The sequence below is a fragment of the Allobosea sp. FBZP-16 genome, from assembly GCF_002831785.1.
In the GTDB taxonomy this organism is placed as follows: Bacteria; Pseudomonadota; Alphaproteobacteria; order Rhizobiales; family Beijerinckiaceae; genus Allobosea; species Allobosea lupini.
Window position 1 is genome coordinate 29,286 of record NZ_LNCQ01000051.1, and the last position, 14,106, is coordinate 43,391.

The 14,106-nt window shown below is 66.9% G+C and carries 14 protein-coding genes; 8 read left to right on the plus strand and 6 right to left on the minus strand.

Features of this window, described 5'->3' with window-relative positions; translation table 11 throughout:
• Positions 1–67: 67 nt before the first annotated feature.
• From CXY91_RS25395 to CXY91_RS25405, 3 genes are all read left to right on the plus strand, one after another.
• Positions 68–817: a HugZ family pyridoxamine 5'-phosphate oxidase gene (locus CXY91_RS25395; RefSeq protein ID WP_091835685.1), complete on the plus strand. Its 750-nt coding sequence runs from the start codon at positions 68–70 to the stop codon at positions 815–817.
• 212 nt (positions 818–1,029) lie between these two features.
• On the plus strand, positions 1,030–2,640 hold the full coding sequence (locus CXY91_RS25400) for a phosphoenolpyruvate carboxykinase (RefSeq protein WP_244543850.1): 1,611 nt from the start codon (positions 1,030–1,032) through the stop codon (positions 2,638–2,640).
• Positions 2,641–2,677: 37 nt separating this feature from the next.
• Positions 2,678–3,688 (plus strand): Lnb N-terminal periplasmic domain-containing protein, encoded by a 1,011-nt coding sequence (locus CXY91_RS25405; protein WP_100964460.1) that lies wholly within the window; start codon positions 2,678–2,680, stop codon positions 3,686–3,688.
• Positions 3,689–3,742: 54 nt separating this feature from the next.
• Here the strand turns inward: CXY91_RS25405 and CXY91_RS25410 are convergent, their stop codons facing one another.
• Entirely contained in the window at positions 3,743–4,483 is a 741-nt protein-coding gene (locus tag CXY91_RS25410) for a M48 family metallopeptidase (protein ID WP_100964462.1), read from the minus strand.
• Between the two features lie 52 nt (positions 4,484–4,535).
• Positions 4,536–5,837: a polyhydroxyalkanoate depolymerase gene (locus CXY91_RS25415; protein ID WP_100964464.1), complete on the minus strand. Its 1,302-nt coding sequence runs from the start codon at positions 5,835–5,837 to the stop codon at positions 4,536–4,538.
• Between the two features lie 184 nt (positions 5,838–6,021).
• Between CXY91_RS25415 and CXY91_RS25420 the strand changes: the two genes are divergently transcribed.
• From CXY91_RS25420 to CXY91_RS25430, 3 genes are all read left to right on the plus strand, one after another.
• Complete coding sequence (locus tag CXY91_RS25420) at positions 6,022–7,371, plus strand: ActS/PrrB/RegB family redox-sensitive histidine kinase (RefSeq protein WP_091836087.1); 1,350 nt, start codon at positions 6,022–6,024, stop codon at positions 7,369–7,371.
• A gap of 85 nt (positions 7,372–7,456) precedes the next feature.
• On the plus strand, positions 7,457–8,026 hold the full coding sequence (locus CXY91_RS25425; RefSeq protein ID WP_158673581.1) for an ActR/PrrA/RegA family redox response regulator transcription factor: 570 nt from the start codon (positions 7,457–7,459) through the stop codon (positions 8,024–8,026).
• A gap of 15 nt (positions 8,027–8,041) precedes the next feature.
• Positions 8,042–8,491: a group III truncated hemoglobin gene (locus CXY91_RS25430; protein ID WP_100964467.1), complete on the plus strand. Its 450-nt coding sequence runs from the start codon at positions 8,042–8,044 to the stop codon at positions 8,489–8,491.
• A gap of 5 nt (positions 8,492–8,496) precedes the next feature.
• Here the strand turns inward: CXY91_RS25430 and CXY91_RS25435 are convergent, their stop codons facing one another.
• Positions 8,497–8,934, minus strand: a complete 438-nt coding sequence (locus tag CXY91_RS25435; protein WP_158673582.1) for a YqhG/Tai3 family protein — start codon at positions 8,932–8,934, stop codon at positions 8,497–8,499.
• A 119-nt stretch (positions 8,935–9,053) separates the two neighbouring features.
• Positions 9,054–9,518 (minus strand): MmcB family DNA repair protein, encoded by a 465-nt coding sequence (locus tag CXY91_RS25440; protein WP_100964471.1) that lies wholly within the window; start codon positions 9,516–9,518, stop codon positions 9,054–9,056.
• Positions 9,519–9,598: 80 nt separating this feature from the next.
• Between CXY91_RS25440 and CXY91_RS25445 the strand changes: the two genes are divergently transcribed.
• Positions 9,599–10,618: an MraY family glycosyltransferase gene (locus tag CXY91_RS25445; RefSeq protein ID WP_100964474.1), complete on the plus strand. Its 1,020-nt coding sequence runs from the start codon at positions 9,599–9,601 to the stop codon at positions 10,616–10,618.
• The gene (locus CXY91_RS25450; protein ID WP_100964476.1) at positions 10,615–11,544 is read left to right on the plus strand and encodes an NAD-dependent epimerase/dehydratase family protein; all 930 of its coding nucleotides are present in this window, start codon (positions 10,615–10,617) and stop codon (positions 11,542–11,544) included. The genes CXY91_RS25445 and CXY91_RS25450 overlap by 4 nt, the downstream gene beginning before the upstream one ends.
• On the opposite strand, the gene CXY91_RS25455 is transcribed toward CXY91_RS25450, so the two are convergent.
• Both CXY91_RS25455 and CXY91_RS25460 read right to left on the minus strand, forming a co-directional pair.
• Positions 11,465–13,432 (minus strand): SDR family NAD(P)-dependent oxidoreductase, encoded by a 1,968-nt coding sequence (locus CXY91_RS25455; RefSeq protein ID WP_100964478.1) that lies wholly within the window; start codon positions 13,430–13,432, stop codon positions 11,465–11,467. The two genes, CXY91_RS25450 and CXY91_RS25455, sit on opposite strands and share 80 nt — an antisense overlap.
• A gap of 57 nt (positions 13,433–13,489) precedes the next feature.
• On the minus strand, positions 13,490–14,086 hold the full coding sequence (locus CXY91_RS25460) for a TetR/AcrR family transcriptional regulator (protein WP_100964480.1): 597 nt from the start codon (positions 14,084–14,086) through the stop codon (positions 13,490–13,492).
• Positions 14,087–14,106 lie beyond the last annotated feature (20 nt).

Here is a 14,106-nt window from a genome sequence, read left to right on the forward strand (position 1 = left end):
ATCTAGCCAAGCCAAGGCGGTTTCGCTACGTCTGCCCGCGAAAACCTTCAAGACGGCGAAAAGTGCCATGGCGACCGATCCGATCAGGCCGACAGATGCCAGCGCACGCGGATTGGCGCGCGGCCTCCTGCGCAGTGCGCGCTCGGCATCCCTTGCGACGCTGACGCCGGAAGGCCACCCTTTCGCCAGCCTGACCAGCCTCGCCACCGATATCGATGGCACGCCGCTGATCCTGGTGTCCTCGCTTTCCGGCCATACCGGCAACCTCGTCGCCGACCCGCGCTGCTCGCTGCTGATCGCGCCGGGCGGCAAGGGAGATCCGCTCGCCCATGCCAGGATCACGCTGCTGGCCACGGCGGAAAAGGTCGAGCGCGAGTCGGAATTCGGCCGGCGTGCGCGCCGTCGTTTCCTGGCACGCCAGCCGAAGGCTTCTCTTTACGTCGATTTTCCCGATTTCTCGTTCTTCGCGCTCAGGCTCCAGCGTGCCAGCCTAAATGGCGGCTTCGGCCGCGCTTACGAGCTCGAGGCCGCCGACGTGCTCAGCGATTGCTCACAGGCCGGGGCGCTGATCGAGGCCGAGGAAGGTGCGGTCGACCATATGAACGAGGACCATGCCGAAGCGATCGGGCTCTACGCCACGAGGCTGCTCGGCGGCGAGGACGGCGCCTGGCGCCTCTCCGGCGTCGATCCCGACGGAGCCGACCTGATGCTCGGCGACAAGGCGCTGCGCCTGCCCTTCGACGAGCCGGTGACGACGCCGGACGCGCTGCGCAGAACCCTGGCTGCCCTCGCCGGCAAGGCCCGCGAGGCCGCCTGAGCGCGGCGATTCACCACAGCTGAATTTTTCAAACGATTTAAATTTACTAAGGCCATTCGTGAGCCGGCCTCGTGACTTGAGCCGGCGTCATCATCCGCCTAAAGAGCCCTCCACTTCACCGGCCCATCAGGGTCATGGCGGGATTCTTGCTCCCGCTTCAATTACGGCGCCGGCATCGCCAGGCGACGGCTTCTCGGCAGGAGGAATTGCCAGTGGAGACCATCGGTCACGTCAACCCGAACAACGGCGCCGACTCGTTCGGCTTCCGTGGGCTCAAGGCGGTCTACTGGAACTTCGAGGCGGCGCGCCTCTATGAGGAATCGCTGCGGCGCGGCGAATCCCAGCTGGCCCGCGGCGGCGCGCTCTGCGCCGACACCGGCAGCCATACCGGCCGCTCGCCCAAGGACAAGTTCGTCGTCAAGGACGCACTGACCGAAAAGACGGTGTGGTGGGAGAACAACGGCGCGATCTCCTCTGAACAGTTCGAGACCCTGCTCGGCGACTTCATCAAGCACGCCGAAGGCAAGGAGCTGTTCGCGCAGGACCTCTATGGCGGCGCCGATCCGGCCCACCGCGTCAAGGCTCGGGTCTTCACCGAGATGGCCTGGCACTCGCTGTTCATCCGCAACCTGCTGATCCGGCCCGAGGCCGGCGATATCGCGAGCTACGTGCCCGAGTTGACGATCGTCGACCTGCCGAGCTTCAAGGCCGATCCGGCCCGCCATGGCTGCCGCAGCGAGACTGTCATCGCCATCGATTTCTCGCGCAAGATCGTGCTGATCGGCGGCACCGCCTATGCCGGCGAGATGAAGAAGTCGGTCTTCACCTATCTGAACTACACCCTGCCGGCGAAGGGCGTGGTGCCGATGCACTGCTCGGCCAATGTCGGCTCCAAGGACGATCCGGCGGTCTTCTTCGGCCTCTCCGGCACCGGCAAGACGACCCTCTCGGCGGATCCCGACCGCACCCTGATCGGTGATGACGAGCATGGCTGGTCGAAGGAGGGCATCTTCAATTTCGAGGGTGGCTGCTACGCCAAGACCATCCGCCTCTCGGCCGAGGCCGAGCCGCAGATCTTCGCGGCCTCGCAGCGCTTCGGCACGGTGCTCGAGAATATCGTCATGGATCCGATCTCGCGCGAGGTCGATTTCGACGACGAGACCAAGACAGAAAATACGCGCTCGGCCTATCCGCTCGACGCCATCCCGAACGCCTCGCGCACCGGCCGGGCCGGCACGCCGAAGAACATCGTGATGCTGACCGCCGACGCCTTCGGCGTGATGCCGCCGATCGCCAAGCTGACCCCGGCCGAGGCGATGTACCACTTCCTCTCCGGCTACACCGCCAAGGTCGCCGGCACCGAGCGCGGGCTGGTCGGCGTCCAGCCCGAGTTCTCGACCTGCTTCGGCTCGCCTTTCCTGCCGCGTCACCCGTCGGAATACGCCAATCTGCTGCGCGACTTCATCGCCAAGCACCATGTCGACTGCTGGCTGGTGAACACCGGCTGGACCGGGGGCGGCTACGGCACCGGCCGGCGGATGCCGATCCGCGTGACGCGTCGCCTGCTGACGGCGGCGCTCGACGGCTCGCTCAACCGCGCCGACTTCCGCCGGGACCCTTATTTCGGTTTCGCCGTTCCCACTTCGGTGCCCGGCGTCGAGCCGCACATCCTCTACCCGGTCAAGACCTGGCAGGATAAGGCCGCCTTCGCCGAGACGGCCAAGAAGCTGGTCGGCATGTTCGCGGAGAATTTCGAGAAGTTCGAGGCCCATGTCGACGACGCCGTGAAGGCCGCGGCACCGACGAGCTCCCTGGCGGCTTGAACACAATCCGCGCAAAAGCGTGCTAAGGGAGGCGGCGATGAGCCGCCTCTTTTTCGTTCTGCTGCAGCTGCTGCTGACGCTCGCCGCCCTCGGTGCCACCGCCTGGGGCGCGGGGCTTCTGATATTCCGCCTGCCCGGTGCGATCGGCATCGTCGGCGCGATCGGCTTCGGCCTCGCCGGTCTCGCCGGCACGATCGGCATCTGGAGCGGCGCGCCGCGCCTGCCGCTCGCCTTCGCCGTGCTCTTCATCGGCCTGCTCGGCTGGTGGGCCGGGCTCAAGCCTTCGCATGAGCGGAACTGGATCCCCGAGCTCGCACATCTGCCGCAGATGAGCGTTGCCGAAAACCGCCTGACGGTGACCAATCTGCGCCATTTCACTTGGCGGACGGAGAGCGACTACGACCAGCGCTGGGAAACCCGCAGCTATGACCTCTCGCGCATCCAGGGCGCCGATCTCTTCCTGTCCTACTGGTCGGGCGAGGCAATCGCGCATCTCCTGATCAGCTTCACCTTCGCAGACAGCGAGCCGCTGACGATCTCGATCGAGATCCGGCGCGAGAAGGGTGAGGAATGGTCGGCGCTGGCCGGCTTCTTCCGCAATTACGAGATGGCCTATGTCGCCGCCGACGAGCGCGACCTGATCGGCCTGAGAACCCAGGCGCGCGGCGAGGACACCCGGCTGTTCCGGCTGAGCGCCACGCCGCAGCAGGCGCGCGACCTGCTCCTCGCCTATGCCGCGGACGTCAACCGCCTGGCGCAGGAGCCGCGCTGGTACAACACGCTGACCACGAACTGCACCACCGTGGTCTACCATCTCGTCGGCCAGGTCGCGCCCGGCTGGAGGTTCTCGCTGCCGCTCGATCCGCGCGTCCTGCTCTCGGGCTACCTGCCGGGCTATCTCCGCGACATCGGCGCGGTCCGCCAGGACATGCCGCTCGACGAGCTGGTGAAGCTGAGCCATATCGGCGAGAAGGCGCGCAGCCTGAAGCCCGACAGCCCGGAATTCTCGCGCGTGATCCGCGAAGGCGTGCCAACCGGTAATTTTTGATATCGCATTTCTTCACGCGAACCGGTGCCCACTTCGCTTGAAAATGCTCAAGGCTCAACCATAGCCGTGCAGGCTCGCGCCATGGCGCTTGAGCCAGGCCTCCGCCTCCTCGGTGCGCGGGCAGAGCTTGTGCGTCAGCGCCCAGAAGCGGTGCGAATGGTTCATCTCCTTGAGATGCGCGACCTCATGGGCAGCGAGATAGTCGAGCACCAGGGCCGGCGCGAGGATCAGGCGCCAGGAGAAGCTGAGATGCCCCTTAGAGGAACATGAGCCCCAGCGGCTGGTGGTATCGCGCAGCGTGATCTTGCGCGCGGGGATGCCGAGCACGGCGGTATGCGTGCGCACGGCCTTCTCGAGATCGGCCAGCGCCTCGCGGCGCAGGAAATCCGTGACCCGGCGCGCGACATGGGCTGCCTCGCCGCAGACCGCGATGATCGGCTCGCCTTCGGCCGACAGCGTGGCACGGGTCACACCGCGTACCTTGGTCCAGTGCACGATGCGGTGCGGGACGCCGCGCAGCGGCACGACCGCACCCGGCTCGAAGGCGACGCCCTGCGGACGCTTGGCGAGGCGCGCCGCGATCCAGCCACCATGCTTCTCGGCGAAGACGCGGCCGGTCGCGAAGTCGACGCGCTCGGGCAGCGTCAGGGTGATCTCGCCCGTCGCCTGCGAGACGCGCAGCGTCAAGCGGCGCGCCGTCGCGCGCCGCTTGACGCTGACCGGGTAGAGCGCGCCGGCATGGGCGACCTCGATCCGGTCGGGATCGGGCTGGCGCCTGAACAGGGAGAACCGCATCCCGGCGATTGTGCGGGATTCGCAGCGGAAGCGGAAGGGGGCTGAGCTTAACTCAGCCCGCGACCTTCAGCGCCTTGCGCGCCGTCTGCGCGGTCTCGTTGCGGCGCTCCTTGGCTGCCTTCATGTCGAGGGTCAGCATGAAGTCGGCAATGCGCGGCGCGATCTCGGAGCGGAAGCGCGAGCCGTTGAAGACACCGTAATGGCCGACGCCCTTCTGCAGGTACTCGACCCGCATGTCGTCGGGGATGTTGACGCACAGATCATGCGTCGCCCTGGTCTGGCCGACGCCGGAGATGTCGTCTTTCTCGCCTTCGACCGTCATCAGCGCGACGCTGCGGATCGCCGTGAGGTCGACCAGCTTGCCGCGATGCATCATCTCGCCCTTGGGCAGAGCGTGCTTGACGAAGACGGTGTCGACGGTCTGCAGGTAGAACTCGGCGGTCAGGTCCATCACCGCCATGTACTCGTCGTAGAAGTCGCGATGCTTCTCGGCCGAATCGCCGTCCCCGGCGATGAGATGCTTGTACATGTCGTAATGCGCGGTGAGATGGCGGTCGAAATTCATCGCCATGAAACCGGAGAGCTGCATGAAGCCGGGATAGACCTCGCGGAAAGCGCCGAGATGCGGGAACGGCACGCGGGTGATGCAGTTGCGGCGGAACCAGTCGGTGCCTCGCTCCATGGCAAGCTGGTTGACCGCGGTCGGCGAGCAACGCGTATCGATCGGCCCGCCCATCAGCGTCATCGAGCGCGGCGACGAGGGATCGCTCTCGGCCTCCATGCGGGCGATCGCGGCGAGCACCGGCACGGAAGGCTGGCAGACGGCCATGACATGGGTGTCGGGGCCGAGCTTGTGCAGCATGGCGATGACGTAATCGACATAGTCGTCGAGATCGAAGCGGCCGGCCGAGAGCGGCACCAGGCGGGCATCGACCCAGTCGGTGATGTAGACCTCGTGATCGGGCAGGAAGGCCTCGACGGTGCCGCGCAGCAGCGTGGCGTAATGGCCCGACATCGGCGCGACCAGCAGCACCTTGGGCTGCGGCTTGCGGCGACCTTCGATCTTGCGGTCGAAATAGACCAGGTTGCAGAAGGGACGCTGCCAGACGACGCGCTCCTCGACTTCGACCTTGACGCCGCCCATCGTGGTGGTGTCGAGGCCGAAGGCCGGCTTGCCGTAGCGGCGCGTGGTGCGCTCGAACAATTCGCAGGAGGCGGCGATCGTGCGGCCGAACGGGGTATAGGTCAGCGGGTTCGCCGGGTTCTTGAAAGCGAGCTGCATGGCGTCGGACATGGCCCGCGCCGGGCTGACCATCATATGAACCGCCTCATAGGCGTGATAGGCGAACGACATGGCGGCCCTTTCGCTCTTTCGCAGCGCCGCATCCCACGATGCAGTGCAGCAAGGGAACGCAGCCTAAGTAGAATTTGTTCTGATTCAATCGTCCAAAGGGCTAAGATTTCCTTGTGATGCCGATTAGCCACAACTTCCACCGTCCTGTCCGCTTGCGGCATTGCGAAAATTCCGCCCCGTGACGATCGCCGACCTCGTTCCTTCCGCTCCTGGCGGCACACCCCGGCATTTGCGGCTCGACACGCTGGTGCGCCTGCGCTGGCTGGCTATCGCCGGCCAGAGCGTCGCCGTCGCCGGCGTGCATTTCGGGCTCGGCTTCTCGCTGCCGTTCGGCTGGTGCTTCCTCGCCATTGCCGTCTCTGCCTGGCTCAACATCGCCCTGCGCATCCGCTTCCCGCTCAGCCACCGCCTGCGGGAAGGCGCGGCGACGGCACTGCTCGGCTTCGACATCCTGCAGCTTGCCGCCCTGCTCTATCTCACCGGCGGCCTGCAGAACCCGTTCGCGATCCTGTTCCTGGCGCCGGTGATGATCTCGGCGACGGCGCTGCCGCCGCGACACACGCTGGCGCTCGGACTGCTCGCCGCCGGGCTCGCGACACTGCTCACCATCCTGCACTGGCCGCTGCCCTGGGCCGGGAGCGAGCGCCCGGTGCTGCCGCCGCAATACCAGCTCGGCAACTGGATCGCGCTTTTGCTCGGGCTCGGCTTCACCGCCATCTATGCCTGGCGCGTCGCCAAGGAGGCGCGCGATCTGTCGGAGGCGCTGGCCGCGACCGAGCTCGTGCTGGCGCGCGAGCAGCACCTCTCTCAGCTCGACGGGCTCGCCGCCGCCGCTGCCCATGAGCTCGGCACGCCGCTCGCCACCATCGCGCTGGTCGCCCGCGAGCTCTCGCGGCTCGCCCCGGCCGAAGGCGAGATGGCGGAGGACATCACGCTGCTGCGCGAGCAGGTCGAGCGCTGCCGCGGCATTCTCGGCAAGCTCGCCTCGCTGCAGGACGACGATGCCGGCCCGCTCGACCAGCTTTCGCTCAGCCTCTTGATCGAGGAGGCCGCCGGGCCGCAGAGGCCCTTCGGCGTGCCGTTCGAGATCGCGCTGATCGGCGAGAAGCCGGAGCCGGTCTGCCGACGCAATCCCGGCATGAACTACGGGCTCGGCAATATCGTCGACAACGCCGTCGACTTCGCTCGTTCCAAAGTGACGATCACGGCGCAGTGGACCGACGAAGCCGTCATCCTGACCATCGCCGATGACGGGCCGGGCTTCACGCCGGAAGTGCTGCTGCGGGCGGGCGATCCCTATCTTTCGCGCTCGCATGCCAAGGAATCGCGCGCCGGCGGCGGCCTCGGCCTCGGCCTGTTCATTGCCAAGACGCTGCTGGAACGCAGCGGCGCGACGCTGGAATTCTCCAATCTGCCGTTGCCGGCAACCGGCGCCAGCATCCGCATTACCTGGTTGCGGGCCGTGTTCGAACGCGATGATCGACCCAGCGGACCTTCAAACCCGGAGCTTTTGGCCCCATATGCGACAGAATGAGGCGTTGCGGCGTTTCAGCGCGTCGCGCAATCGGTAGAGTGGATAGTGAGCCGGACAGTTACCCGCCCGGCAGGAGATTATGGCGATGGACACGGCGCCGATGACAGGCGAGCTCACCGATACGGCCGGCAGGGACATGTCTCTTCTGCTCGTCGACGACGACAAGCCGTTCCTGACCCGCCTCGCCCGCGCGATGGAAGGCCGCGGCTATTCCGTGAGGATCGCAGAATCCGTCCAGGCCGGGCTCGCCGCGGTCGAGGAGGCGGCACCGGCCTATGCAGTGATCGACCTGCGCCTCGGCGACGGCAACGGCCTCGACGTGATCGCCCGGCTCAAGGAGAAGCGCCCGGATGCTCGCGGCGTCGTGCTGACCGGCTACGGCAACATCGCGACCGCGGTCAGCGCGGTGAAGCTCGGCGCTTATGACTTTCTCGCCAAGCCCGCCGATGCCGACGAGATTCATTCGGCGCTGGCCGCCGGGCCGAACGCCCGGCCGGTGCCACCGGAAAACCCGATGTCGGCCGACCGTGTGCGCTGGGAGCACATTCAGCGCGTCTACGAGCTATGCAGCCGCAATGTCTCGGAAACGGCGCGCCGGCTCGGCATGCACCGGCGCACCCTGCAGCGCATCCTGGCCAAGCGCGCGCCGCGATGAACTAAGGTTTGGGCATTGCCTTCTCAGAAAGCCGGCGAGCACTTTTCTGAGCAAAGCTCTGCGGCACTCCCCGAGCGCATCAGCGAAGAGCTGATCGCCCAGTTGGTCGACACCTTCTATGGCCGGGTACGGCTGGACCCGCTGATCGGCCCGATCTTCCTCGACAAGCTCGGCGACGACTGGGACGCCCACCTCGCCAAGCTGCGTGATTTCTGGTCGTCGGTAACGCTGATGAGCGGGCGCTATCGCGGCAAGCCACAGCAGGTCCACATGCCGCTGCCGCTCCAGATGCAGCATTTCGAGCGCTGGCTCGCGCTGTTCGAGCAGACGGTCACCGAGCTCTGCACCGGCCCGGCCAGGTTTCTGTTCATTGACCGCGCCCGGCGCATCGCCGACAGCCTGCAGATCAGCTTGAACATCGGCCCGAAGGCGCTGGCCCTGCCGGGGCGCAGCACCTCCGGCTGAGCTACTCAACACCGGAGTTTCGACAAGCGCCAGCGATGGCTCAGCGAGGCGATGTCGCCGATCTTCCAGAGTTCGCCGACACGCACGAAGTCGTAGCGGATATGGTTGGGCTCGCCGAAGTTCCGGAAACGGACGTCCACTGCAGCGCGATTGTCGCCAGCCTTGGTCTCGATCCGTAGCGTGCGCGCGATTTCCCTGTCGTCATAATCGTTTCCGCTGCTCGTAATGGCAAAATCGATGCAGAGGTTCTCGGTCCTGTCATCGGCGGCGAACAACCTGACGAGACCGGGCTGGAAATAGCGGGCGCGATTCTCGGGCGCGCGCAGCCGCCCGATCGAGCTCTGCGTCAGGCCGCCGGCATATATGCCGCGCACAATCGTCTCGGGCGTCTCCGCAGAGGCCGTCCCGACAGCAAGAAAGCCGAGGGCAGCGGCCGAAACCATGAGCCTGTACATCATTTCGATACCTGCAAACGGCCGGCGAGCCCGAACCTGCTAGCTCAGATCTTACCCAAGGTCACGTACCCCGATGCGGTAACCCGGTTATCGGAAAGACGCTGCTCTCAACCCAGCTCCGGATCCTCGATGCCGGAGAGCCGCCCCGCCGCCAGCCTGGCAAAGGCGATGGTCAGCATCTTCCGGCGCGCCGGCGCCAGCTGATGGCGCGGCGGCTCGCGCAACAGCTCGCCGCCGAAGGCATCGGCGACGATCAGGCCGACATCCTCGGGCAGGATCTCCAGCGGGAATTCAGGCGCGACCGCAAAGAGGAAGCCGTCGCAATAATCGCGATAGTCCGGCCATTTGCCGTCGACGCGATAGTCCTCGATCCCCGATTTGACCTCGACCACCAACAGTTCGCCGGATGGCGAAAGCGCGACGATGTCGCCGCGCCGGCCATTGGCGAAGGTCATCTCCTTGACGATGGCATAGCCACGCTCGCGCAGATGACGCGAGGCGCCGCGGCAAACGGCGCGGGTGATCTCCGGGCGCGCAGGCGGCGGATTGAGGACGGACAGGGCAATGGCCATACCAGGCATGTTCTCTTTTTGTGCTCGCCGATGCAAGAGCTGCTTGCGATGACCGCCGGCATGGCTATGGTCCGCCCGCCTTGGAACGTTTCGCGCCCCTCCTGCTGATCGCGCTTGCCGCCGGCCTGGCCTACGGTCTGTGCTTGGCCCTGCGACCCTTGATGATGCGCTATGCGTTGGCGCGGCCGAATGCCCGCTCTAGCCACCGCACGCCGACACCACAGGGCGGCGGCATCGCCGTGCTCTCCGGTGCCTTCCTGGCGCTCGGGCTCGCACTGGCCTTCATTCCGATGGATGCGGGGGCCCGGCACGGGCTCGTCCTGGTCATGGTCGCCTCCGCTTTGCTGGCCGTGGTCGGCGCCTGGGACGACATCAGGCCACTCTCGCCGGCGCTGCGCCTGCCGCTGCAATTCCTTTGCGTCGGCATCGTCGTGTTCTACGCCGCACCCGATTTGCGGCTGCTGCCGGAAGCGCTGCCGCTCTGGGCAGAACGCGGCCTTGCCCTGATCGCCGGCGCCTGGTTCGTCAACCTCGTCAACTTCATGGACGGCATCGACTGGATCACCCTCGCCGGGCTTGTGCCGCTCGCCGCTGCGATCGCGCTCGCCGGCGGCTACGGCATCGTCGATCCCGCCACCGGCCTGCTTGCTGCGGCGTTGCTGGGCGGGCTGCTGGGCTTTGCGCCGCTCAACAAGCCGGTCGCGCGCATCTTCCTCGGCGATGTCGGGGCTTTGCCGCTTGGCCTGCTCGGAGCGTATCTGCTCTACCGCCTCGCCGGCACCGGCGCGCTGACCGCGGCGCTGATCCTGCCGCTTTATCATGTGATGGATTCGACGATCACGCTGCTGCGCCGCTTGGCGCGAGGCGAAAAGGTCTGGCAAGCGCACCGTTCGCACTTCTACCAGCAGGCGACTGATAACGGTTTCAAGGTGATCGAGATCGTCGCGCAGATCGGCCTGCTCAATCTTGGCCTCATCGCCCTCGCGGCGCTCAGCATCGCCGTGCCCGCACTCTGGGCACAGCTCGGCAGCCTGTCGATCGCGCTGGCGCTGACGATCGGCTTGCTGCGCCGCTTCTCGCGCAAGCGGGCGCGGCCATGAGCGAGCGCATCCTGCTCACCGGCGCGAGCGGCTTCGTCGGCCGGCATGTGCTTGATGACCTCGCAGCGCGCGGCTATCGCGTGCGGACGGCGGGGCGGAGCGCAACCCCTGCCAGCCCCGATGTCGAGCATGTCGCGATCGGCGATCTCGGCGCGCCGGTCGACTGGCAGCCGCTGCTCGACGGCGTCGATCACGTCGTCCACAGCGCCGGATTGGCCCATGCCGACGGCGACATTCCGGAGGAGCGCTACCGGGCTGTGAACACCGAGGCGACGCTGGCACTGGCGCGGGCAGCGCTGGCGGCAGGCGTGCGCCGCTTTATCTTCCTGTCCTCGATCCGGGCGCAGAGCGGGCCGATCAGCGAGAAGCCGCTGAGCGAGATCGATACGCCTGCGCCGAGCGATGCCTATGGCCGCTCCAAGCTCGCGGCAGAACAAGGCCTCGCCGGGCTCGATCTCGACTGGGTCGCACTGCGGCCGGTACTGGTCTATGGGCCGGGAGTGAAGGCCAATATGGCGGCGCTCCTCAAGCTGGCAAAGCTGCCCGTGCCGCTGCCGCTCGGCGCGCTCTCGGCCAGGCGCTCGCTGCTCGCGATCGAGAATCTCTCCGAGGCGATCGCCTTCGCCCTGACGCAGGCCTGCCCGGCGCGGCGCAGCTACATCGTTTCTGATCCGGAACCCCTGTCGGTCGCGCAGATGCTCGCCGCGATGCGGGCCGGCCTAGGACGCGGGCCTGGGCTGATCCCGATCCCGTCGGCGCTGCTGGCGCTGGCGGCGCGGCTCGCCGGGCGCAGCGCTGCCTATGAGCGGTTGGCGAACGGGCTCGTCGCCTCGCCGGCTGCGCTGATCAAGGCTGGCTGGCAGCCGCCCGCGGAGACGAAGGCTGCGCTGGCGCAACTGGCGGCAAGCCGGGCCGACGCCGGCTGAAATCGGGGATCGCAGCTTCGAGCACCGCCTCGGCGCCGAGCCTGTCCTGCGCCGCCAGCGCCCTCTCGAGCTCGTCGAGCCAACCCTGCATGCGTTCGCGCCCGGCGAAGATCGGCTTGGCCGCCATGACGCCGTCGAGCCCGGTCTCGGCCATCGGCTCGTCCTTGGCGAAGAGGATCTCGTTCAGGCGCTCACCCGGCCGGACGCCGGTCACGGCGATCTCGATGTCGACGCCCGGCTCGTAGCCGGCGAGGCGGATCATGCGCTCGGCAAGATCCATGATCTTGAGCGGCTGGCCCATCTTCAGCACATAGACGGCGGCGCGCTCGTCCTGCGCCTCATGCTCGGGCGCATGCGAGGCCGAGGTCAGCACAAGGTCGCAGGCCTCGCGGATCGTCATGAAGTAGCGGATCATCTCCGGGCTGGTCACGGTGACCGGCCCGCCGCGCTCGATCTGCGCCTTGAACTTGGGCACCACCGAGCCGACCGAGCCGAGCACGTTGCCGAAGCGGACCGCAACGAGGCGCGTGCCGCGATTGCCATTGGCAAACTCGGCATCGCGCGCCTGCGCGTACATCTCGGCGAAGCGCTTGGTCGCGCCCAGCATCGAGACCGGCTCGATCGCCTTGTCGGTCGAGATCATCACGAAGATGCCGGCGCCGGCGGCGATCGCCGCCTCGATGGCGACGACCGAGCCGAAGATGTTGGTCTTGATGCCCTCGCCCCAGTCGGCCTCGAGATAGGGCACATGCTTGAGCGCGGCGGCATGGATGACGATGTCGGGCGCGAAGGCCTTGAACAACGGGCCGAGGCGCGCCTCGTCGCGGACATCGGCGAGCGCACCGGTGACCCGCATCGGGAGATCCTGGGCGGCCAGCGCCTCGGTGACGTGGAACAGCGCCGGCTCGGAATTCTCGACGACGAGCAGTTCCACCGCGCCGAAGGCAGCGCAGCGCAGGCAGATCTCCGAGCCGATCGAGCCGCCGCCGCCAGTGACGATAACGCGCTTGCCCTTGAGAAAGCCTTCAAGCCGCGCCCGATCGATCTTGACGGAGGGGCGCACCAGGAGATCCTCGATCTCGAGCGGCGCCAGCTCATTGCCGCGCATGCCCTCGCCGAGCGTATCGAGCCGCGAGATCGGGATGGCGAGCTTGCGGGTGTGGGCGAGCCATTTGTCCGGCTCGGCCTCGGGCGCGAGCGCGCTCGGTGTCGCGACGATGCGGCGGAACGGCTCGCCGCGCTCGCTGGCGTCGGTCGCGATCGTCTCTATCTGCGAGAGCAGGCCGAGCACTGGCACGCCGCGGATGGACTGCCCGAGATCATCGGGCCTCGGCGAGAGGACACCGGCCGGCCGCATCTTGCCCATCGCGCCCGATTCCATCGCCCGGATCACGATTTCGATGTCGACGGCGCGGCCGAGCAGCAGGGCCGGCAGGCTGGACCCGCGTGCGGCCTGGTGCTTGGAGCGGGAGTATTTGAAGTAGCGATAGGCCAGGCGCGGCCCCCCGAGGAGCGCGATCTGCACCAGCCAATAGAGGACGATGGTGATCTTGCCGAAGAAATAATAGCCGTAGAGGTTCTGCGCGACGAGCACGTAGTCGACGACCAGCAAGGTCAGGGTCAGGACCGTGACCGCCCGGACGATGTTCGAGAGATCCGGCAGCGAGGCGAAACGCCATTTCGAGCGATAGAGCTGGAAGAACCAGTACACAGCGCCGGCATAGGCGACGAAGAAGGGCAGGATCTTCGGCAGTTGCCGCATCCGCTCCTCAAACAGCCAGCCATCGAAACGCACGGCGAAGACGAAGACGATCGCGAGCGCGGTCATCGCCAGGTCGTGGGCGACCACGGCGAGCTTCTTGGCGCTCTGTTTGGTGAGATTCAGCATGCGCGGCGGGGTATCCCGCTCCGCCAGCGCCTTGTCAACGCAGGTCGGAGCTGCCGGTCAGGCAGCGGAGCGGACAGCGCGCAGCCCGGCGAGGATGAAATCGATCATCTCCTCGACGGTCGGGCCGGGAAGCTCGGCACATTGGGCGAGCAGGAGCGGATGACAGAAACGCAGCATCGCCATGCGTACGCAATGGGTCGCGGTGACCGGATCGCGGGCGGTGAACTCGCCCCTGGCGATGCCGTCGGCGACGACCGAGCGCAGGATCGCGTCATAGCGCTCGATATGGCCGCGGACGACGTCCCAGCTCTCCTCCATCGCGCAGGCGACCATTTCATGCAGGCGGTGATTGTCGAGATAGCGGGCCGCATTGATGCGGCAGGTCGCAGAGAGGATGTCGCGCAGGCGCTCGCTCGCAGGACGCTTCTCGGCGGCGATCGCAGCGACGGTCGCCTCGAGCTCGCTCATCGAGCGCTCGGCGACGGCCTCGTTGATCGCCTTCTTCGAGTCGAAGAAACGATAGACATTCGCCGGGCTCATGCGCAGCGACTTGGCGATATCGGCGACAGTGGTCTTCTGATAGCCGATCTGGCGGAAGAACCGCTCGGCGACATCGATGATGTCGTGCCTCGTATCGCGCTCTACTGTGCTCATGCCACAGCAACTTCCCGGTC